This is a genomic window from Candidatus Aalborgicola defluviihabitans, from assembly GCF_016705985.1.
GTDB classification, from domain to species: Bacteria; Pseudomonadota; Gammaproteobacteria; order Burkholderiales; family Burkholderiaceae_C; genus Allorhodoferax; species Allorhodoferax defluviihabitans.
Genome location: NZ_JADJKN010000024.1, coordinates 436546 through 457128, shown reverse-complemented (window position 1 = coordinate 457128; position 20583 = coordinate 436546). Strand labels below are relative to the sequence as shown.

15 protein-coding genes and 1 pseudogene are annotated in these 20583 nt (G+C 59.9%); 10 read left to right on the top strand and 6 right to left on the bottom strand.

Annotated features, from left to right (window positions below; genetic code table 11):
* Positions 1-34: 34 nt before the first annotated feature.
* Together IPI80_RS21005 and apbC are read right to left on the bottom strand one after the other, a co-directional pair.
* Positions 35-850 carry a serine hydrolase gene (locus tag IPI80_RS21005; RefSeq protein ID WP_413863339.1) on the bottom strand — a complete coding sequence of 272 codons (816 nt, stop codon included), beginning with the start codon at positions 848-850 and terminating at the stop codon, positions 35-37.
* A gap of 37 nt (positions 851-887) precedes the next feature.
* A complete protein-coding gene (gene apbC / locus IPI80_RS21000; RefSeq protein WP_413863336.1) occupies positions 888-1979 on the bottom strand; it encodes an iron-sulfur cluster carrier protein ApbC in 1092 nt (363 codons plus the stop codon).
* A 119-nt stretch (positions 1980-2098) separates the two neighbouring features.
* On the opposite strand from apbC, the gene IPI80_RS20995 reads away from it, so the two are divergent.
* Positions 2099-3382 (top strand): patatin-like phospholipase family protein, encoded by a 1284-nt coding sequence (locus tag IPI80_RS20995; RefSeq protein ID WP_413863333.1) that lies wholly within the window; start codon positions 2099-2101, stop codon positions 3380-3382.
* A gap of 43 nt (positions 3383-3425) precedes the next feature.
* On the opposite strand, the gene IPI80_RS20990 is transcribed toward IPI80_RS20995, so the two are convergent.
* Entirely contained in the window at positions 3426-3932 is a 507-nt protein-coding gene (locus IPI80_RS20990) for a hypothetical protein (protein WP_413863330.1), read from the bottom strand.
* 227 nt (positions 3933-4159) lie between these two features.
* On the opposite strand from IPI80_RS20990, the pseudogene metG reads away from it, so the two are divergent.
* The 7 genes and pseudogenes from metG (at position 4160) to panC (ending at position 11734) form a co-directional block, all read left to right on the top strand.
* Positions 4160-6323 (top strand): annotated as a pseudogene (metG, locus tag IPI80_RS20985) (methionine--tRNA ligase).
* The gene (locus IPI80_RS20980; protein WP_413863327.1) at positions 6287-7099 is read left to right on the top strand and encodes a YoaK family protein; all 813 of its coding nucleotides are present in this window, start codon (positions 6287-6289) and stop codon (positions 7097-7099) included. The pseudogene metG and the gene IPI80_RS20980 overlap by 37 nt, the downstream one beginning before the upstream one ends.
* Positions 7100-7107: 8 nt before the next feature.
* A complete protein-coding gene (locus IPI80_RS20975) occupies positions 7108-8817 on the top strand; it encodes a SulP family inorganic anion transporter (RefSeq protein ID WP_413863324.1) in 1710 nt (569 codons plus the stop codon).
* Between the two features lie 33 nt (positions 8818-8850).
* Positions 8851-9057 carry a DUF3460 family protein gene (locus IPI80_RS20970; RefSeq protein WP_413863321.1) on the top strand — a complete coding sequence of 69 codons (207 nt, stop codon included), beginning with the start codon at positions 8851-8853 and terminating at the stop codon, positions 9055-9057.
* 64 nt (positions 9058-9121) lie between these two features.
* A complete protein-coding gene (locus IPI80_RS20965) occupies positions 9122-9979 on the top strand; it encodes a segregation and condensation protein A (RefSeq protein WP_413863319.1) in 858 nt (285 codons plus the stop codon).
* Positions 9980-9992: 13 nt separating this feature from the next.
* On the top strand, positions 9993-10889 hold the full coding sequence (gene panB / locus IPI80_RS20960; protein ID WP_413863316.1) for a 3-methyl-2-oxobutanoate hydroxymethyltransferase: 897 nt from the start codon (positions 9993-9995) through the stop codon (positions 10887-10889).
* An 8-nt stretch (positions 10890-10897) separates the two neighbouring features.
* Positions 10898-11734: a pantoate--beta-alanine ligase gene (gene panC, locus IPI80_RS20955; RefSeq protein WP_413863313.1), complete on the top strand. Its 837-nt coding sequence runs from the start codon at positions 10898-10900 to the stop codon at positions 11732-11734.
* A gap of 55 nt (positions 11735-11789) precedes the next feature.
* Here panC and IPI80_RS20950 read toward each other — a convergent pair whose 3' ends face one another.
* Both IPI80_RS20950 and IPI80_RS20945 read right to left on the bottom strand, forming a co-directional pair.
* Positions 11790-12284, bottom strand: coding sequence for a DUF1854 domain-containing protein (locus IPI80_RS20950; RefSeq protein ID WP_413863311.1), 495 nt, complete (start codon positions 12282-12284; stop codon positions 11790-11792).
* Complete coding sequence (locus tag IPI80_RS20945) at positions 12281-14551, bottom strand: ABC transporter transmembrane domain-containing protein (protein WP_413863308.1); 2271 nt, start codon at positions 14549-14551, stop codon at positions 12281-12283. The genes IPI80_RS20950 and IPI80_RS20945 overlap by 4 nt, the downstream gene beginning before the upstream one ends.
* A 184-nt stretch (positions 14552-14735) precedes the next feature.
* On the opposite strand from IPI80_RS20945, the gene cphA (IPI80_RS20940) reads away from it, so the two are divergent.
* Both cphA (IPI80_RS20940) and cphA (IPI80_RS20935) read left to right on the top strand, forming a co-directional pair.
* Positions 14736-16913 carry a cyanophycin synthetase gene (gene cphA / locus IPI80_RS20940; RefSeq protein ID WP_413863305.1) on the top strand — a complete coding sequence of 726 codons (2178 nt, stop codon included), beginning with the start codon at positions 14736-14738 and terminating at the stop codon, positions 16911-16913.
* Positions 16914-16975: 62 nt separating this feature from the next.
* Complete coding sequence (gene cphA, locus IPI80_RS20935; RefSeq protein ID WP_413863302.1) at positions 16976-19546, top strand: cyanophycin synthetase; 2571 nt, start codon at positions 16976-16978, stop codon at positions 19544-19546.
* 13 nt (positions 19547-19559) lie between these two features.
* On the opposite strand, the gene IPI80_RS20930 is transcribed toward cphA (IPI80_RS20935), so the two are convergent.
* A complete protein-coding gene (locus tag IPI80_RS20930) occupies positions 19560-20576 on the bottom strand; it encodes an NAD(P)H-dependent glycerol-3-phosphate dehydrogenase (protein ID WP_413863299.1) in 1017 nt (338 codons plus the stop codon).
* Positions 20577-20583 lie beyond the last annotated feature (7 nt).

Sequence of the window (20583 nt, the reverse complement as noted above, 5' to 3'; positions counted from 1 at the left end):
CGCATGGGGTCTCATGCGCGCAGGCTGCTGGCCCCTAGCGAATGGAAATGCGCTTGGCCGAGAGATTGCCGCCAATCAAACGGCGCAGACTTAAGGCATCGGCTTGGCGCGAAGCGTTACCCGACGCATTGAGCAACACCAAAGTAGCGCTTTTACCCGCTTGTTTGATGCGCATGATCAGGCAGCGCCCGGCCTCATTGGTAAAGCCGGTCTTGGACAGCAAAATGTCCCAACCGCGCGCACCCACCAGCCGGTTGGTGTTGTGGAACACCACATTGCGGCCATTCATGCGCACCACATCTGACGCGTTGGTGGTGATGTCTGCAATCTCGGGGTAATGCGATGCGGCTTGCGCCAACTTGGCCAGGTCAGCGGCGGTAGAGGTGTTCTCCGGTGACAGGCCCGACGGTTCCTTGATGACGGTGTTAGTCATGCCCAGCATCTTCAGCTTGGCATGCACCGCACCCAAAAAGGCTTGTGGGCCACCGTGGTAGGTACGGGCCAGGGCGGCTGCAGCGCGGTTGTCTGACGACATCAGGGCCAAGCGCAGCACGTCGTGGCGGGTCAGTTTGGCGCCCACTGGCACGTGTGACTTGCTGTGCTTGAGTTCATCCACATCCGATTCGTCAATGGCCAACACCTCGTTCATGGCAGGCCGACTATCCAGCACCACCATGGCGGTCATCAACTTGGTCAACGAGGCGATCGGCACAGCGGCGTCAGCGCCCTTTTCAAACAAAATTTGGCCAGTTTCATCGCTGACAAGGATGGCGTGTTCGGAGTAAAGCTTGAATGCGTGTGCGCCCGTGCAGGCGACCAGCGCAAGGCTGGCAAGGAATAACTTCAACATGGAGGACAGTGGGCGTACGCGGTAAGTGATTGCATCATCAAGTGTTCTTGCTGATGGTGATAGTGGGGAACTTGCTGGAAAAGTCCTTGTTGCGCGCCGCAATGGATACCGCCACCTTCCGAGCCATGGCCTTGTAAATGCCGGCAATCTCGCCGTCGGGATCAGCCACCACGGTGGGCTTGCCACTGTCGGCCTGCAGGCGGATCTGCATATTCAGGGGCAACGCACCCAAATAGTCCATGTTGTATTCAGCAGCCATCTTCCTGCCACCATCTTCACCAAAGATGTGTTCCACATGGCCACAGTTGCTGCACACGTGCACCGCCATGTTCTCGACGATGCCCAGAATCGGCACGCCCACCTTTTCGAACATCTTGATGCCTTTCTTGGCGTCCAGCAGGGCAATGTCCTGCGGCGTAGTGACGATGACCGCACCGGTCATGGGCACGCGCTGGCTCAGGGTGAGCTGAATGTCGCCAGTGCCGGGGGGCATGTCCACCACCAGGTAGTCCAGATCCTTCCAGTTGGTCTGGCGCAGCAACTGCTCCAGCGCCTGTGTGGCCATTGGGCCGCGCCAAACCATAGCCTCGTCTTGTGCCACCAGAAAACCAATGGACATGACTTGCACGCCGTAGTTTTCCATCGCCTCCATGGTCTTGCCATCGGTCGACTCGGGGCGGCCTTCAATACCCATCATCATGGGCAGGCTGGGTCCGTAAATGTCGGCATCCAGCAGTCCCACCCTGGCGCCTTCTGCAGCCAAGGCCAGCGCCAGGTTGGCCGCAGTGGTGCTCTTGCCCACGCCGCCCTTGCCAGAGGCCACCCCCACAATATTCTTGACGCCTGGCAGAAGTTGCACTCCGCGCTGCACCGAATGGGCCACGATGCGGGAACTGATATTGACCGACACATTGCCCACACCGGGTAGGGCCTTGACCGCTGCAATCAGGGCTTTGCGCAGATCGGCAAACTGGCTTTTGGCAGGGTAGCCGAGCTCCACATCGAAGGCCACATCGTCACCCGACACATTGATATTTTTCATGGCCTTGGTGGACACAAAGTCTTTGCCGGTGTTGGGATCGATTATGTGCCCCACCGCTTCGTTGATCGCTTGCACTGTCACAGTCATTCAAATTCTCCTGAATATCGGTATAGTCTACCGAACCCTTCTCGCTGCACGGGTTTACCCCCGTCACGTTCAGACAGACAGTACGTTTACAACTCAGTACCGCACCCGATAATGGTTGTATGTCCGAGGCCATTTCCCACCCCCATCCTGCCGGACTTTTGCTTACCGGTGGCGGGGCCCGCGCGGCCTACCAGGTGGGTGTACTGGAAGCCATTGCCGACATCCGGCTGGAATGCGGAGCCGGCAATGAACCCAACCCATTCCCCATCATCACGGGTACCTCGGCCGGCGCCATCAACGCCTCTGCGCTGGCCTGTGGTGCCGATAATTTTGACGCCACAGTACGCATGATTGCTGCCACCTGGCGGGGTTTTCACGCCGACCAGGTCTACCGCGCCGGGCACCTGGATATGCTGCGCTCAGGCGCAAAGTGGCTGACACTTCTATCCCTGGGATGGGTGCTGGCTAAGTGGCGTCGGGTCAAACCGCGCTCGCTACTGGACAATTCGCCGCTGGCAGAATTGCTGCAGCGCCTGGTGCCCTTGGAACGCCTGCCGGAGCTGATCAGCCAAGGGCACATGCAGGCGCTGGCGGTTACGGCATCGAGCTACAGCTCGGGCGAACACGTCACGTTTTTCGAGGCGGATAAGCGCCTGATGCCCTGGGTGCGCAGCCAGCGCCAGTCGGTGCGCGACAAGATCACCCATGCGCACTTGCTGGCATCCAGCGCCATTCCGTTCGTGTTTCCCGCCACACAATTGCATATCAATGGCCACGACGAGTACTTTGGTGACGGATCCATGCGCCAGTCGGCGCCCTGTTCACCCGCCATCCACCTGGGGGCCGAACGCATTTTGGTGGTGGGGGCTGGGCGCATGCACGAGCCCAAGAATGAGGTCAACGCACTGAGCAGCAACGCCTACCCCTCCATTGCACAGATTGCCGGCCATGCCCTGTCCAACATATTCCTGGACGCGCTGGCGGTGGACGTGGAGCGTGCCCGGCGCATCAACCACACCATCAACCTGGTGCCCGAAGCCTTGCGCCAGACCAGCGCCCTGCGCCCACTGGAACTGCTGGTCATCTCTCCCAGCGAGCGACTGGACGTAGTGGCCAGCAAACACATTGACACCCTGCCCCACGGGGTGCGCACCATGCTCGGCGGAGTAGGAGTGTCTTCACGCAAAGCTGACGTCAAAGGGTCGGCCCTGGCCAGCTACCTGTTGTTTGAATCCGGCTATACCCGCGAGCTGATGGGTCTGGGGTATGCCGACACACAGCGACAGCGCGCCGAGGTCTGCGCCTTTTTTAGCTGGTGCGACCCCAAGGCCATTGCCCCACCGCAGGATGCCCTGCCCGCAGCGCGGCAAGACCGGCGCAAAGACCCGTTGCGGTTGCGCTGACACTTCAACTACACCTCAGCTGGAAAGAATAATTCAAGACGGATTACATGCAAACGGAGGCCACACTGGATCCGTTAGAGTATTTAATACGGCAAGACTCGCCGTCCCACAAAAATACATAAGCATTTGGGTTGGTAGAAAAGCAATACGCAAAGAAGGTGCCGCGGCCAATGCTGGCATTGCCGTTGTAAACGCCTGACTCAAAACCGTATACCTTGTACGTCGCCGTATTGGACAGGTTGTATGCAAAAGGGCTCTGATATGAAAAAATCGTGTCTGGGAACCAGGTCCGCGCACTCAAGGTGTTGGCAACTGCTGATGAATTGGTCTGCACGTACCTGAAATCGGTACTACCCGTATCCATTTTGAATACCACTTGAAATACGTCACAATTGATTCCCCAAAATTCCTTGGAGACCCGCTGGGTCACATTCATGCCGTACATATACATTGCATCTCGCTGCCCCAGATATCCACTCACATAGTCAGCTTGCGCAACGGTTGCCGCCATTAAAGCGACAGCTACCAGTCCATTTGCCATTTTCGACATATCGTCTCCTAGTGGTTTAAAAAATAATACGGCTTTGAAGGTAGCTTACGCAACTGCCTAATCCAATGCGGGAATCTGTTCGAATACTCCTACCGAAGTAACTTGAAGTTACGGCATGTAGATTTCACCAAACTTACGGGGTGCATGTGCCCCACGGTGCGGTGAGTTACCGTGTATTGAGGCCACACGACTAAAATCTCTGACTGTCTCCTGAAAGTCTCGTTCCCATGTCACGCCAACTCTTCGTCACCACCGCCCTGCCTTACGCCAACGGCAAATTCCACATCGGCCACATCATGGAGTACATCCAGGCCGACATCTGGGTGCGCTACCAGCGCATGATGGGCAACGCGGTGGATTTTGTTGTGCCGACGACACCCACGGTGCGCCCATCATGATTGCGGCCGAAAAGGCCGGTCAAACGCCACAACAATTTGTGGCTGACATTGCGGCTGGCCGCACGCAGTACTTGGACGGCTTTCACATCAGTTTTGACAACTGGAGCAGCACCGACTCACCCGAGAACCACGCGCTGGCGCGCCAGATTTACCGCGACTTGCGCGACAACGCCGATGGTTCGCTGATTGAGACACGCACCATTGAACAGTTTTTCGACCCCGAGAAAAATATGTTCCTGCCCGACCGCTACATCAAAGGCGAATGCCCCAAGTGCCACGCCCAAGACCAGTACGGCGACAACTGCGAAGTGTGCGGTGCGGTGTATGCCCCCACCGACTTGATCAAACCGTTTTCGGCCCTGTCGGGCGCCACGCCGGTGCTCAAGAACTCTGAGCATTTCTTCTTCAAACTGTCGGACCCACGCTGTGTGGAGTTTTTGCAAGAGTGGACACAAGGCAACGACGAAAGCGGCAAGCCCCGGCTGCAGCCGGAAGTGGCCAACAAGGTCAAAGAATGGTTCAGCGTGCGCACCAACCCGGACGGCACCCAAAGTGAAGGCCTGGGCGACTGGGATATCTGCCGCGATGCGCCTTACTTTGGCATTGAAATTCCCGATGCGCCGGGCAAATATTTTTATGTATGGCTGGACGCGCCCATTGGCTACCTGGCCAGCCTGAAAGACCTGCTCGTCAACAAGCGCGGTCAGAGCTACGACGACTACATGGCCAACCCGGCGCTGGAGCAGTACCACTTTATTGGCAAAGACATCGTTACCTTCCACACCCTGTTCTGGCCCGCCACGTTAAAGTTCAGCGGCCGCAAGACGCCCAACAACGTGTTTGTGCACGGCTTTTTGACCGTGAACAACGGCGAGAAAATGAGCAAGAGCCGTGGCACCGGCCTGGACCCGCTCAAGTACCTGAGCCTGGGCATGAACGCCGAATGGCTGCGCTATTACCTGGCCGCCAAGTTGTCGGCACGCAATGAAGACATTGACTTCAATGCGGACGATTTCATGCTTGGGTGAACAGCGATTTGATTGGCAAGTACGTGAACATAGCTTCGCGTGCCGCAGGCTTCCTGACCAAGCGTTTTGACGGCAAACTCACCCATCAGTTTGGCGTGTCAGGGAGCGCCCTGCTGCATGAAATCCGCGAAGCAGCCCCCGCGCTGGCCCAAATGTACGAAACTCGCGAGTTCGGCAAAGCCACCCGCGAGATCATGGCGCTGGCCGACAAGGTCAACGCCTATGTGGACCAGAACAAACCCTGGGACCTGGCCAAAGACACAGCCAACAACGAAGCCCTGCACCAGGTGTGCTCGGTGCTTATCAACACCTTTGCGGTGCTGACCCGTTACTTGGCTCCCATACTGCCGTCTCTGGCCGCAGCCGTGGAAAAATTTGTCGGTATCAGCATGCAGCAGTGGACTGTGGCGGGTGACGTGGCCGCTATTCAGCCTTACCAGCACCTGATGCAGCGCGTCATACCCGAGCAGCTGGATGCACTCTTTGAACCAAAAGAGCCTCCAGCCCTCGCAGAATCTACACAGTCCGCTCCTAAAGCCAGAGCAAAGAAGGTAACCCCCGCTACCCCGGTGGACCCCAACGCCCCCGGCGGCGAGGCGCTGGCGCCCACCATCAGCATTGACGACTTTGCCAAAATCGACCTGCGCATTGCCAAAATTGTGAATTGCGAAGCGGTGGAAGGCTCTACCAAACTATTGCGCCTGACCCTGGACGTGGGCGAAAAGGACGAGGCCGGCCAACCCAAAACCCGCAACGTATTCAGCGGCATTGCCAGCATGTACCAACCCGCGCAACTGGTGGGCCAGCTGACCGTCATGGTAGCCAACCTGGCGCCGCGCAAGATGAAATTTGGCATGAGCGAGGGCATGGTTCTGGCCGCCAGCCACGGCGATGAGGCAGCCAACCCCGGCATCTACATCCTCAACCCATGGCCCGGCGCCACACCGGGCATGCGGATTCACTAAAGACCACCGTGAGCCACCGCATCCATTGGTGGGCCGACACCCACCGCAGCGCCAAGACCAATCTGCGTCTGGGTTGCACGCTGTGCGGGGTTGCGGGTGCCACCAACGCGGGCGGCTTTTTGGCAGTGGGGCAGTACACCTCGCACATGTCGGGCATTGTGTCTTCGGTGGCCGACAACCTGGTGCTGGGCAAGGTTCAGCTGGCAGCAGCCGGCGTGGCCCTGGTGCTGGCCTTTGTACTGGGGTCAATGACCACGGTCTGGATCGTAAACTGGAGCCAGCGCCGCCAGATGCGCAGCGCTTTTGCGCGCCCGCTGTTACTGGAGGCCGCTCTGCTGCTGGTGTTTGGCCTGTTTGGTGCCGCCATCGGTCGTTTTGCTGATCTGCTGGTGCCTGTGACCGTGCTGTTGTTGTGCTTCATCATGGGGCTGCAAAACGCGGTCATCACCAAAGTGTCCCACGCCGAAATTCGCACCACCCATGTCACCGGGCTGATCACCGACCTGGGCATCGAATTGGGTAAGGTGTTCTATTTCAACCGCTCTCAGCTTGCCAACAAGGTGGTGGCTAACCGGGCCAAGCTGCGTATCCACGCGCTGCTGGTCGGCAGTTTTTTCACTGGCGCCCTGCTTGGCGCCGTCGGCTTCAAAACTTATGGCTACGTGGCCACGGTTCCGCTGGCCGTTATGCTGATGGTGTTGACGCTGGGGCCTTTGTTGGACGATGTTCGTAACGGGCGGTTTGCGTCTGGCCCTAACGTGGCGGGTGGCGAGTAACACCAACCATGGCAGACCTACCCACACCCGGCGCACCAATCAGTGCACCAACACCACCCCGATCGCACTGGTTTCGCCCCCGCATCGTAGCCGCATTGCAGGGCTACAACCGCCAGCTTTTTGCACAGGACGTGGGCGCCGGCATTACCGTTGGCGTGGTGGCACTGCCACTGGCCATGGCATTTGCCATAGCCAGCGGGCTCAAGCCAGAGGCCGGCCTGTTTACCGCCATCATTGCTGGCTTGTTGATTGCGGTATTGGGCGGCAGCCGGGTGCAGATTGGCGGGCCGGCGGGGGCATTCATCGTCATTGTGTACGGCATTGTGGAACGCTACGGCTTGGCCAACCTGATCATTGCGACTGCTATGTCCGGGGTCATGCAATTTGCCATGGGATTCTTCAAGGCCGGCACGCTGATCCGCTTCATCCCCATTTCTGTGGTGATTGGTTTTACCAACGGTATTGCAGTGCTGATTGCGGTGTCGCAAATCAAGGAATTTCTGGGCCTGCAGGTGCAGAACATGCCGGCCGATTTTTTCGGCATCCTGTCCACGCTGCACCATGCCCTGCCCAGCCTGAACCTGAATGCAGCAGCATTGGCATTGGCCTGCCTGCTGTTGATCGTGGTGTGGCAGTTGGCCATTCCCCGGTTGGAGAGACGCTATCACTGGGCAAAGCACTTGTTGCTGGTGCCGGGTTCGGTGGTGGCGCTGGTACTGGCCACCCTGTGCGTGGCGTTGTTGCAACTGCCCGTGGAAACCATTGGCAGCCGCTTTGGCGGAATCCCTTCGGCACTACCGGCGCTGCAATGGCCGGAGTTCTCTTGGAGCACGGCACGTTTTCTGTTTATTCCCGCTACCACGCTGGCCCTGCTGGGCTCCATCGAATCGTTGTTGTGCGCCCGCGTGGCCGACGGCATGATTGGCGAACGCCACGACCCCAACCAGGAGTTGATGGCGCAGGGCATTGCCAACTTTGTCACCCCGTTTTTTGGCGGCATGCCCGCTACCGGCACCATTGCCCGCACGGTGACCAACATCAAAAGCGGTGCCAACAGCCCGATAGCCGGCGTGGTGCACGCCATGACCCTGCTGCTCGTCGTGCTGCTGGCCGCACCGCTGGCTCGCAATATTCCGCTGGCAGCCATGGCAGCCATTTTGATGTTTGTGGCCTGGAACATGGGCGAATGGCGCGAATTTGTGCACCTGCGTCAATACCGCGTGCCATACCGCATCACCTTGCTATCGGTATTTTTTCTGACCGTGGTGTTTGACCTGACCGTGGCGGTTGAGGTGGGTCTGGTGGCCGCATGCCTTACGTTCATCTACCGGATATCGAGCCTCACGCGCAGCGAACCTGTGACGCTGGCCGACCCCGGGGTTCAGGCCCACCGCCTGTACGGCGCCCTGTTTTTTGGTGCTGTCAAGTTGATTGAGGAACTACAAGACCATCTGCCACAGCGCGCGCTGGTGCTGGACCTGAAGAACCTGATCTACATCGACTCCTCCGGTGCCGACACACTGCTGGACCTGGCCCATGCCTGCGCCAAGGCCCACGTTCGCCTGATCGTGTGCGGCCTGGCCCACCAACCGATGGACATTGCCCGGCGCTGCGGCCTGGTGCATCTGGTAGGCGAATCCCAACTTTTCCCCGACCTGGCCAGTGGTTTAAACGCCGCCGCGCCGGAACCAGGGGGCGATACGTCGCCAGCCAGCTAAAATAGCCGCAAGCGCAACACAAGGTTTCTCCCCATGAACATTTTCCGCCGTCCCGATTACACGTCTGAAGCCACGCAGTTCATCCGGCAGCTCAAGAAGGACAATCCCAACCTGGAAGCCCAACAGCGCCAGGGCAGGGCTTTGCTGTGGGACAAGAAGGTGGACCGCGACGCCCGGGCAGACTTTGCCAGCGCTCGCATCGCTCAAAAGCCCTACGTCTACCAGACGGACAATAGCTAAGAGTCAAATTCACCTCTAGCCCTCGCCAATTAAGCGTAGGTAGCTATTGCTTTTATAGCGTTTTATGACGCAAACCCCTGCATCCGTCGAAGCGTCTGAATTGGACGCCGCCCTTCTGCCAGCCAGTCCGCAGGTTGTGGACCATGTCGCCGTGGCGCGGCTCTATGGCGAGCCGCTGTTTGCCATGCCGCAGGACTTGTACATCCCGCCGGACGCGCTGGAGGTGTTTCTGGAGGCCTTTGAAGGCCCGCTGGACCTGCTGCTGTACCTGATCCGCAAGCAGAATTTCAATATTCTGGACATCCCGATGCTCAGCGTGACCAAGCAGTATCTGGTCTATGTGGACCAGATCCGCAAACGCAATCTGGAACTGGCGGCCGAATACCTGCTGATGGCGGCGATGCTGATCGAGATCAAATCGCGCATGCTGCTGCCACCCAAAAAGGTTGCCGAGGGCCAAGAGGCCGAGGACCCGCGCGCCGAACTTGTGCGCCGCCTGATTGAGTACGAACAAATGAAACTGGCCGGCGCACGCCTCAACGCGCTGCCCCAGTTTGGCCGCGATTTTCTAAAGGCCGAGATCGTCATCGAGCAGTCGCTGGTGCCGCGTTTCCCGGATGTGAATGTGGTCGATTTACAAGAGGCGTGGCGCGATATTCTCAAGCGCGCCAAATTGGTCCAACACCACAAAATCACGCGTGAGGAGCTGTCAGTGCGCGAGCACATGGGCATGGTTCTCAAGAAGCTACAGGGCCGGCGTTTTGTTGGCTTCGAAGATTTGTTTGAAGCCAGTTTTAGCGCCCCGGTGCTGGTTGTAACATTCATAGCCCTGCTGGAACTGGCCAAGGAAACCCTGATCGAGATCACCCAGGCCGAAGCCTTTGCGCCCATTTACGTGCGCCTGGCCTATTCACCCACCTGACGGAGTACCCACCATGACACAGACCACCGACAGCAACGCAGCGGCCTTGCATGCCACACCCTATGGCACCCTGCCACCGGCCTCGCCCATGCCAAGTCGCAAACCCATCAGCCTGCCCCGCATTGCCGAAATGCGCAGCCGGGGCGAGAAGATCGCCATGGTTACCGCCTACGACGCCACCTTTGCCGCCGTAGCCGATGCCGCCGGCATGGACAGCATTTTGGTGGGCGACTCCCTGGGCATGGTGTGCCAGGGCTTGCACACCACCGTGGGCGTTTCGCTGGAAAGCATGCGCTACCACACCGAAATGGTGGCCCGGGGACTGCGCCGCGCACAAGGCACAGCCTGGCTGATTGGTGACCTGCCGTTTGGCAGCTACCAGGAGTCCAAAGAACAGGCGTTTCACAGTGCTGCAGTGTTGATGCAGGCCGGTGCCCACATGGTCAAGTTGGAGGGCGGCGGCTGGACCACTGAGGTGGTGCGCTTTTTGGTCGAACGCGGTATCCCCGTGTGCGCCCACCTGGGTTTGACGCCGCAAACCGTGCACGCCCTGGGCGGCTACCGGGTGCAGGGCAGGTCGCAAGCCAGTGCCGAAATTCTCAAACGCCAGGCGCATGAACTGGAAGACGCTGGCGCCACCCTGCTGGTGCTGGAAATGGTGCCCGCCCCCCTGTCGGCCGAGCTGACCACCGAGCTGACCCACTGCGCCACCATCGGCATCGGTGCCGGCAAGGGCACAGCCGGTCAGGTGCTAGTGATGCACGACATGCTGGGCCTAAACCTGGGCAAAAACCCCAAGTTTGTACGCAACTTTATGGATGGAGCGCCCAGCATCCGTGGCGCGTTCGAAGCCTATATTGCCGCCGTCAAGAATGGCAGCTTTCCCGAGGACGCCGTCCACGCCTGGTAGAGACATTTATGGAAATCATCCACACCATTGCCGAGCTGCGCGACCACCTGGCCGCATTCCGCCACCCTGCCGTGGTGCCCACCATGGGCAATCTGCACGCAGGCCACCTGGCTCTGGTGCGCCAGGCCAAACCGCTGGGCGACGTGACGGTTTCGACCATCTTTGTGAACCGGCTGCAGTTTGCGCCGCACGAAGACTTTGACACCTACCCACGCACCCTGGATGCCGATTGCGAACAGCTGCAGGCCGCCGGCTGCGATGTGGTGTTTGCCCCCAAGGAAACCGAGATGTACCCACACCCGCAGAGCTTCAAGGTGCATCCGCCCACCGAACTGGCCGACATTCTGGAAGGGCATTTTCGCCCCGGCTTCTTCATTGGTGTGTGCACCGTGGTGCTCAAATTGCTGTCACTCACGCAGGCCCGCACGGCCCTGTTTGGCAAGAAGGATTACCAGCAGCTCATGGTGATCCGCAACATGGTCAAGCAGTTCGCGATGCCTATCGACATCGTGGGGGGTGAAACCCAGCGCAGCGATGATGGGTTGGCACTTTCCTCACGCAACGGGTACCTCAGCGAGGCCGAGCGCGCGCAAGCCGTGCAGTTGTCGACCACGCTGAAAACAGTGGCCAAAGCGCTGCGCGCCGAGAGCTCGCTGGATGCAGCCAACATCAACCGCCTGGAATCCCACGCCATGCAGACCCTCAGCAACGCTGGCTGGCGCCCCGACTACGTGGCCGTGCGCCGCCAGGCTGATCTGCAAATGCCCCACACAGGAGACGCCCTGGTAGTGCTGGCCGCTGCACGTTTGGGCGCGACGCGCCTGATTGACAATCTTGAAGTGTAAAAAAGGGTTCTAGCCCTCGTGGAGGCTACGGAAGCAGCTATCTATTTCGTAGCAGTTACAAGAATCGGTCCAGAATCTTGCGACTGTGCGCGTCCAGCGCCAGATGGTCGCGGACCTGGTATTGAATGCCATGGGCGTCGGCCACCAGCAGGCCGCCGCCAGTGCCAACGCGGCGAATATCTTCATCACCCCGCAGCACGAATTCGGTGCGACCACGGTCGGTTTCTACGGTCCAGGTACAGGGCGAGGAGAAACTGGTCACGCCCACAATCGTGCGGATGACGGGGATGAACTCGCGACTGGCTAACTCGTTTTCTATCAGCAACCGCTGATCGGTTGGCAGTTCTGCCAGGCTGTCGATCCAGGCAACCTCTTTGCCGTCCAGGCTTACGAGCGCAATGCCGTTGTCGGGTGACTGCACAGGAAACGCCCGCACCGGCTCTACCCCTTCAAAACAGTCGCCGTTGGCGCGGGTGAGCACCAGCTTGCCAAACGGGTTGAGGGCCAATTGCCAGCTTGGGGCTGTGGTGGGTGTGGTTAGTGGGTTCATGCGCTGGCGTCCTCGGTCAGCATGGCCGCAGCGTTGCGCGCCTGGGCCTGATGCAGGTTGTAATACGCGCCCTGTTGGGCCATCAGTGCGTCGTGGGTACCCTCTTCGACCACCCTGCCACGGTCCAGCACCACCAGCCGGTCGGCGCGGTGCAGGGTCGAGAGGCGGTGCGCAATGGCGATGGTGGTGCGGCCCTGCACCAGGTTCTCCAGCGCTTTTTGAATTTCTTTTTCGGTCTCGGAATCCACCGACGAGGTGGCCTCGTCCAAAATCAGGATGCGCGGGTCGATCAGCAGCGCACGCGCAATCGAGATGCGCTGGCGCTCGCCACCCGAGAGACCCTGCCCACGCTCGCCCACCATGGAGTCATAACCCTGGGGCAAACGCAAGATGAACTCGTGCGCATGGGCGGCACGCGCGGCGGCAATGATCTCGGCGCGGGTGGCCAGCGGCTTGCCGTAGGCGATGTTCTCGGCAATGGTGCCAAAGAACAAAAAGGGTTCTTGCAACACCAGGCCAATGTTCTGGCGGTAGTCGGCAACGGCATAGGAGCGAATGTCCACACCGTCCACCAAAATGGCCCCCTCGGATACATCGTAGAAGCGGCAAATCAAATTGACCAGCGTGCTCTTGCCCGAGCCGCTGTGGCCTACCAGGCCAATCATTTCACCCGGAGCAATGTTCAGGTTGATGCCCCGGTTGACCTCGCGGTTGCCGTAGCGAAAGCCCACATCGCGCACCTCGATGCGACCCACCACCTTGTCCACGTGCACCGGGTTTTTGGGCTCGGGCACACTGGAGACATGGTCCAAAATGTCAAAAATACGCTTGGCTGCCGAGGCCGATTTTTGCGTGACCGACACAATGCGGCTCATGGAATCCAGGCGTCCGTAGAAGCGCCCGATGTAGGCAATGGCCGCCAGCAACATGCCCACGGTGATTTCGCCCTTGGAGACCTGCCAAATACCAAAACCCCAGACCACCAGCAAGCCGATTTCAGTCAGCAGCGACACACTGGGCGTAAACAGCGACCATATCTTGTTGATGCGGTCATTGACCACGAGATTATGGTGGTTGGCTTCGCGAAAGCGCTTGGCCTCACGCTGCTCCTGGGCAAAGGCCTTGACCACGCGGATGCCGGGAATGGTGTCGGCCAGCACGTTGGTCACCTCACCCCACACCCGGTCGATCTTTTCAAACCCGGTACGCAACCGGTAGCGCACAAAGTGGATCATCCAGCCAATGAACGGAAGCGGCACTAGCGTGATGAGCGCCAGCCACGGGTTCATGGAGAACAGCACCACCGCCGTCATCATGATCATGATCACATCGCTGGCAAAGTCGGTCAGGTGCAGCGACAGGTACACGGCAATGCGGTCACTCTCGCTGCCCACCCGCGAGAGCAAATCACCGGTCCGTTTGCCGCCAAAGTATTCCAGCGACAACTTGAGCAAGTGCTCGTAAGTAGTAGTGCGCAAATCCGCAGCAATGCGCTCGGACACCAGGGCCAGCACATAGGTTTTGCCCCAGCTTAAAGCCCAAGCCAGAATACCCGAAGCCAACAGACCTGATAAGTACAGCATGATGGTGCTGCGCTCGATGTGCTGCCCGTTCTGGAACGGAATCAGTACCTTATCCACCAGCGGAATAGTCAAGTACGGCGGCACCTGGCTGGCCGCCGTGCCCAGCAGCATAAGAAAGAAACCCAGCAGCAACTGGCCGCGGTAGGGTTTTGCAAAGCGCCACAGCCGAAACAGCGTCCAGGTACTGGGTGGCGTGTGGACCACCTTGGTACAAATAGGGCATACCTCCTGGTCCGGTTCCAGCGGTGCCTTGCAACTGGGGCACACATTTTGCAACGCCTGCGCCAGCGGTTTGCCCGTCACGTGGCTGTGCAAATGGGCTTGAAACTGGTCCACAAGCCGAATCGCGGGCAGGTTTTGACCCAGCGTAAAGCGCCAAGTGGCCAGAAGGCCATGGGCATCTACCAAGTTGAGGTGTCCCACACCAGCGTGGTCGTGGTGGCGCAATTCCAAACCGTCTCGAAAAGTCCAATGCTGCCAGGTGCCTTCGCTTCCATTGCGGCTGAGCAGGCGCTGGTTGGTGACCACTACCAAACCACGAACAAAATTCAAACGGGTGTCAAGGTCAACCTCCAGCGCTGCCAGAACGTTCTCCTGTGCATTGAGTTGGGATTTCACATCGCCAAGCCAGGCAGTCGACAGTTCGCCTGGCAGCGGCGTCTCAACAGATACAGCAAGGGTCATTTGGTAGAAAAAATTGTTTGATGACTGGAAATCAGGAGCCTGGCGCAATCCGATTGCGGCTGGCTCCATACTTTACGATACTCAGCCTGAAGTACTGACCCCCGGCTCGCCAGGGAACAGGGTGAGCGAGAATACACAACGCGGCCAGCCCCACATCGGTGGACTGCCAAACCCAATTGCAGCCATGACGGACCAGAAAAAGATCACCATTTTGCGGGTAACCCACCTGCGCGGACCCAACATCTGGACCTACCGGCCAGTGATTGAAGCCTGGGTCGACATCGGTAGCCTGGAGGACTTTCCCTCCAACACCCTGCCCGGCTTTGTGGATCGGCTCAAAGCCTGGTTGCCCGGCATGGTCGTACACCGTTGCAGCGAAGGCGTGCATGGCGGCTTCTTTCAGCGCCTGGACGAAGGCACCTGGGCGGCCCACATCCTGGAGCACGTAACCCTGGAACTGCAAAACCTGGCCGGAATGAAAACCGGCTTCGGTAAGGCGCGGTCCACGTCCACACGCGGCGTCTACAAAGTGGCCTTCCGCACCCGACAGGAACAGGTCGGACGTGCCGCACTGACGGCGGCGCGTGACCTGATCGAAGCGGCCATCAACAACACGCCCTTTGACCTGGAAAAGACTGTTGAACCACTGCGAGAAATGGTGGACGATTTGTGTCTGGGCCCCAGCACCGCGCATATTGTGGATGCCGCCACCGAGCGCCGCATTCCAAACATCCGCCTGACCGAAGGCAACCTGGTGCAACTGGGCTACGGCATCAACCAGCGCCGCATCTGGACCGCCGAAACCGACCAGACCTCGGCCATTGCCGAAGAAATTGCCAGCGACAAAGACCTGACCAAAGCCCTGCTCAAGTCCTGTGGCGTGCCGGTGCCCGAGGGCACGTTGGTACGCAACGCTGAAGCCGCCTGGGAAGCCGCGCAGGACATCGGTGTGCCGGTGGTGCTCAAACCCTACGACGGCAACCACGGCCGTGGCGTGTCATTGAACCTGCGCACGCAAAGTGACGTGGAAGCCGCCTATGCCCTGGCCCACCGCAAAGGCGGTGGCAGCAGTGTCATCGTAGAAAAATACATTGCAGGCAATGAACACCGCATACTGGTCGTTGGCCGCCAGGTGGTAGCAGCAGCCCGAGGGGAAACCATTTGGGTGATGGGGGACGGTGTCTCCAACATCGACGAACTGGCCAATGCCCAGATCAACACCGACCCGCGTCGCGGATCCGGCGAAGAGTTCCCCCTCAACGTGGTGATTCCCAGCGAAACCGGTGAAGTCATTCTGGAGTTGGAGCGTGCCGGTTTAACGCCTCAGTCGATCCCTGCCAAGGGACATAAGGTGCTGATTCAAACCAACGGCAACGTGGCGTTTGACATCACCGACGAATTGCATCCCAGCGTAGCCGCTGCCGCAGCTTTGGCAGCGCGGGTGGTGGGCCTGGACATTGCCGGCATCGACATGGTGCTGGAGGACGCCAGCAAACCCCTATCGGCCCAACAAGGCGCGGTGATTGAAGTGAATGCCAGCCCCGGTTTACTAGCCCACATCAAGCCAGCACAAGGTCAGGGCCGCCCGGTGGGCAAGGCCATCATCGAGCACCTGTTCAAGTTGGACCGTGACGGCCGCATCCCGGTTGTCGGCATAACCGGGACGCTAAAAACCGGCCGTATCGCGCGTCTGGTTGCCTGGCTGGCCCACATCAGCGGCAAGCACGTGGGCTTGGCCTGTAGCGAAGGTCTTTACCTGGACGGCCGCCAGGTAGAAGCCAAGGACTGCGCAAACTGGGAGGCCGGACAACGCCTGCTCATCAACCGTTCGGTGCAAGCCGCAGTGTTCGAGAACACCAGCCACACCATACTGGCTGAAGGCCTGGCCTACGACAAATGCTCCGTGGGTGTGGTTACCGACGTGGGCTGGCAAAAATCGCTGGCCGAATTCGATATTCTGGATACCGAGCAAACCTACAAGGTCGCCCGCACCCAGGTGGATGTGATTCTGCCCACCGGCACGGCGGTGCTCAACTCAGCCGATCCGCAGGTGGTGGAACTGGCTGCGCTGTGCGACGGCAAGATTATTTTCTACGGCATGGACCCCCAGTCGAGCGTCATGGCCCAGCACCGCGAGGCCGGTGAACGTTTGGTCTACGTACTTGACGACCAGATCGTTCTGGCCGAAGGTGCACAGGAAATCGCCATGCTGCCGCTGGCCTCGCTCAAGCCTGCCAAGGCATCCCAGCCCGAGATGGTGATGGCCGCCGTGGCCGCCGCCTGGGCACTCGACATTTCGCCGGAGTTGATTGGTGCCGGTCTGCGCACCTTTGAGTCCAACCCCAAAAAAACCCCTTATTAACCCATTGCTGATTGCATTCGAAGCCTGCTGCGCATGCCGACCCTGCCTACCCGAGACACACCATGGAAGTAACCCGCCTTAGAGCCCTGCGTGGCCCCAATCTGTGGAGCCACCACACGGCCATACAGGCCATCGTGTCCTGCAACGCTGCCGAGCACGCCGTTGACAAGATCGACGGTTTCGAGGTTCGGCTGCGCGCCCGTTTTCCGGAAATCGGCTCCTTTCAGCCCACGGGCCAGGACAACTCCATTGCCATGGTGCATGTGCTGGAACTGGCTGCACTCGGACTGCAAGCCCAGGCTGGCTGCCCGGTAACCTTCAGTTGCACCACACCCACGGTGGACGCCGATGTCTACCAACTGGTGGTGGAATACAGCGAAGAGGCCGTAGGCCGGCTGGCCATGGACCTGGCACAGACCCTGTGCCAATCCGCGCTAGACGACACCCCCTTTGACCTGACAGCAGCCCTGACCCAACTGCGCGATCTGGATGAAGACGTGCGCTTGGGGCCCAGCACCGGCTGCATTGTGGACGCCGCTGTGGCCCGCAATATTCCGTACAGCCGCATGACCGAAGGCAGCATGGTGCGCTTTGGCTGGGGCAGCAAGCAGCGGCGCATTCAAGCGGCCGAGATGGACATCACCAGCGCCATCTCGGAGGCTATTGCACAAGACAAAGAACTAACCAAAAAGCTGCTTGCCGCAGCCGGTGTCCCCGTGCCACAAGGGCGCTCCGTGTCCGACCCCGAAGATGCCTGGGCCGCTGCAGGCGAGATTGGCCTGCCCGTGGTGGTCAAGCCCAAGGACGGAAACCAGGGCAAGGGTGTGACCGTCAACATCACCACCCAGGAGCACCTTGTCAAAGCCTTCGCCACAGCCAAGGAGTTCCGCGACGATATTCTGGTTGAACGCTACATGCCAGGCAACGATTTTCGCTTGCTGGTGGTGGGCGACAAACTGGTGGCCGCAGCGCGGCGGGACCCACCTAAAGTGGTGGGTGACGGCGAGCACACCATTGCTGAGTTGGTGGCCCAGGTCAACCTGGACCCGCGCCGTGGCTCGGGACACTCCACCTCGCTGACCAAGATTCGCATTGACGACATTGCCCACGTGTGCCTGGCCAACCAGGGCTTTAAAGCGGATGACATTCCGGCCTTGGGCCAGCGCGTTAACTTGCGCAACAACGCCAACCTGTCCACTGGCGGTTCGGCCACCGACGTGACCGATGACGTGCACCCCGATGTGGCTGCCCGCGCCGTGGCTGCGGCCCATATGGTGGGGCTGGACGTGTGTGGTGTGGACGTTGTGTGCGACAGCATCTTGCGGCCCATCGAGGAACAAGGGGGCGGCGTTGTCGAGGTCAACGCAGCACCGGGCTTGCGCATGCACCTGAGCCCCTCGTTTGGCAAGGGCCGCGCGGTGGGCGAGGCCATCATCGCCAGCATGTTCAAAAACGGCCAGACCGGGCGCATCCCCATCGTGGCCGTGACCGGAACCAATGGCAAAACCACCACAGTACGGTTGATTTCCCACCTGCTGGCCCAAAACGGCCTGTGCGTCGGCATGACCAACACCGATGGAGTCTACGTGGGCGGCCAGTGCATCGACACCGGCGACTGCAGCGGCCCCAAGAGCGCCAAGAGCGTACTGTTGCACCCCGATGTGGATGCGGCGGTCCTGGAAACCGCCCGTGGCGGCGTGCTGCGCGAAGGCCTGGCTTTTGACCGCTGCGACGTGGCGGTCGTCACCAATGTGGGCAGTGGCGACCACCTGGGTCTGAACTACATCACCACTGTGCAGGAACTGGCGGTGCTCAAGCGCGTCATCGTGCAAAACGTATCACCCAACGGTGTGGCTGTACTCAATGCCAACGATGCAGCCGTGTCCGCCATGGCCGTCAAGTGCCGGGGTTCTGTCACCTTTTTCTCGGTAGACAAGTTCCACCCCGTCATGGCGACCCACCGGGCCCAGGGCCAGGCCGTCGTGTATGTGGAAAATGGCTATATCGTGGCCAGCAAGGGCGATTTCCAGCAAACCATTGCGCTGGCGGACGTTCCTCTGACCATGGGTGGGTTGATTCCCTTCCAGGTGGAAAACGTCATGGCCTCGGTGGCTGCAGCCTGGGCTTTGGGCCTGGACTGGGACACCATTCGCCAGGGGCTAAGTGGTTTTTCCAACGATGTCAACAACGCGCAGGGACGCTTCAACCTGTTCAAGTACCGCGGTGCCACCGTGATTGCCGACTACGGTCATAACCCCGACGCCATGATTGCCCTAGTACATGCCGTAGAGGCCATGCCGGCCACGCGCCGCTCGGTGGTGATCAGCGGTGCCGGCGACCGCCGTGACCAGGACATCCGCCAGCAGACCGAAATTCTGGGCGATGCCTTTGATGAGGTGATCTTGTACGAAGACCAGTGTCAACGCGGTCGCGCAGACGGCGAAGTCGTGGCCCTGCTGCGCCAGGGTTTGGCCAACGCTCGGCGCACTACGCAATCCAGCGAGATCAAGGGAGAGTTTTTGGCCATCGACACGGCCATGGACAAACTGAAATCGGGCGAGCTTTGCCTGATTCTGGTGGACCAGGTGGAAGAAGCCATGGCCCACATCGCAGCACGGGTGGTCCAGGGCTGATTAGCTCAAAGGGTCAGCCGCCTTCAGCGGTTGGCTCGCGCGCCATCAACGCCGCCACGGCCTGGGCCGGCTGCAGGTGGCCATCGAGCAGATCGACAACACCTTGGGCAATGGGCATATTCACACCCAGGCTGTGCGCCCGCTGCACCACGGTGCGCGCGCTGTATACGCCTTCGGCCACATGGCCCAGCGCGTCAATGGCCTGCTGCAATGTTTTGCCCTGTGCCATGGCCATGCCAACACGCCGGTTGCGTGACAGGTCGCCGGTGGCGGTTAGCACCAGATCCCCCAATCCACTCAGACCCATAAAAGTTTCGGGCTTGGCTCCCAGAGCCACGCCCAGTCGTGTCATTTCGGCCAGACCACGGGTAATCAGTGCGGCGCGGGCATTCAGACCCAGTTGCAGCCCATCACACAAACCGGTCGCAATGGCCAGTACATTCTTGACGGCACCGCCAACCTCCACACCCACCACATCGTCGTTGGCATAAACCCGCAGCGTAGGGCTGTGAAAAGCGACAACCAGGGCCTCTCGTACATCCGCGTGGACACTGGCAGCCACCAGCGCGGTGGGCTGGCCCAGAGCCACTTCCTGCGCAAAACTGGGGCCGCTGAGCACCCCGGCACGCAAACCGGGCGCTACCTGGGCCTGAATCTCATGCCCCATCAAACCTGGAGCAGTACCAATGCCCGCCTCGAAGCCTTTGCACAGCCAGGCTACAGCTGCGGGGCAATCCCGCAACTGCACCAACAGCCCCCGCAGGCCTGCCATGGGCGAGGCGACAATCACCAAGTCCTGTTTGTGCAGCGCGGCAAGGCATTCGGGTAAGGCCTCGGTGCTGATTTGCAGGTCACCCGGCAGATTAACGCCCGGCAAGTAGCGCTGGTTCTCCCGGTGTTGCTGCAAAATAGCCGACTGCGCCGCATCACGCACCCACAGGGAAACAACATGCTGCGCTTGGTGCGTGCGACTGGCGCTGATGGCCACAGCCGTGCCCCAAGCCCCGCCTCCAATTACTATGATTTTCATAGTACCT

Coding starts and splice junctions, on each gene's coding strand:
- panB (WP_413863316.1), top strand. CDS start 9,993: ATGACACAGACCACCGACAGCAACGCAGCGGCCTTGCATGCCACACCC.
- apbC (WP_413863336.1), bottom strand. CDS start 1,979: ATGACTGTGACAGTGCAAGCGATCAACGAAGCGGTGGGGCACATAATC.
- cphA (WP_413863302.1), top strand. CDS start 16,976: ATGGAAGTAACCCGCCTTAGAGCCCTGCGTGGCCCCAATCTGTGGAGC.
- IPI80_RS20965 (WP_413863319.1), top strand. CDS start 9,122: ATGACGCAAACCCCTGCATCCGTCGAAGCGTCTGAATTGGACGCCGCC.
- IPI80_RS20930 (WP_413863299.1), bottom strand. CDS start 20,576: ATGAAAATCATAGTAATTGGAGGCGGGGCTTGGGGCACGGCTGTGGCC.
- IPI80_RS20990 (WP_413863330.1), bottom strand. CDS start 3,932: ATGTCGAAAATGGCAAATGGACTGGTAGCTGTCGCTTTAATGGCGGCA.
- IPI80_RS20970 (WP_413863321.1), top strand. CDS start 8,851: ATGAACATTTTCCGCCGTCCCGATTACACGTCTGAAGCCACGCAGTTC.
- IPI80_RS20975 (WP_413863324.1), top strand. CDS start 7,108: ATGGCAGACCTACCCACACCCGGCGCACCAATCAGTGCACCAACACCA.
- panC (WP_413863313.1), top strand. CDS start 10,898: ATGGAAATCATCCACACCATTGCCGAGCTGCGCGACCACCTGGCCGCA.
- cphA (WP_413863305.1), top strand. CDS start 14,736: ATGACGGACCAGAAAAAGATCACCATTTTGCGGGTAACCCACCTGCGC.
- IPI80_RS20945 (WP_413863308.1), bottom strand. CDS start 14,551: ATGACCCTTGCTGTATCTGTTGAGACGCCGCTGCCAGGCGAACTGTCG.
- IPI80_RS20995 (WP_413863333.1), top strand. CDS start 2,099: ATGTCCGAGGCCATTTCCCACCCCCATCCTGCCGGACTTTTGCTTACC.
- IPI80_RS20950 (WP_413863311.1), bottom strand. CDS start 12,284: ATGAACCCACTAACCACACCCACCACAGCCCCAAGCTGGCAATTGGCC.
- IPI80_RS21005 (WP_413863339.1), bottom strand. CDS start 850: ATGTTGAAGTTATTCCTTGCCAGCCTTGCGCTGGTCGCCTGCACGGGC.
- IPI80_RS20980 (WP_413863327.1), top strand. CDS start 6,287: ATGGCCCGGCGCCACACCGGGCATGCGGATTCACTAAAGACCACCGTG.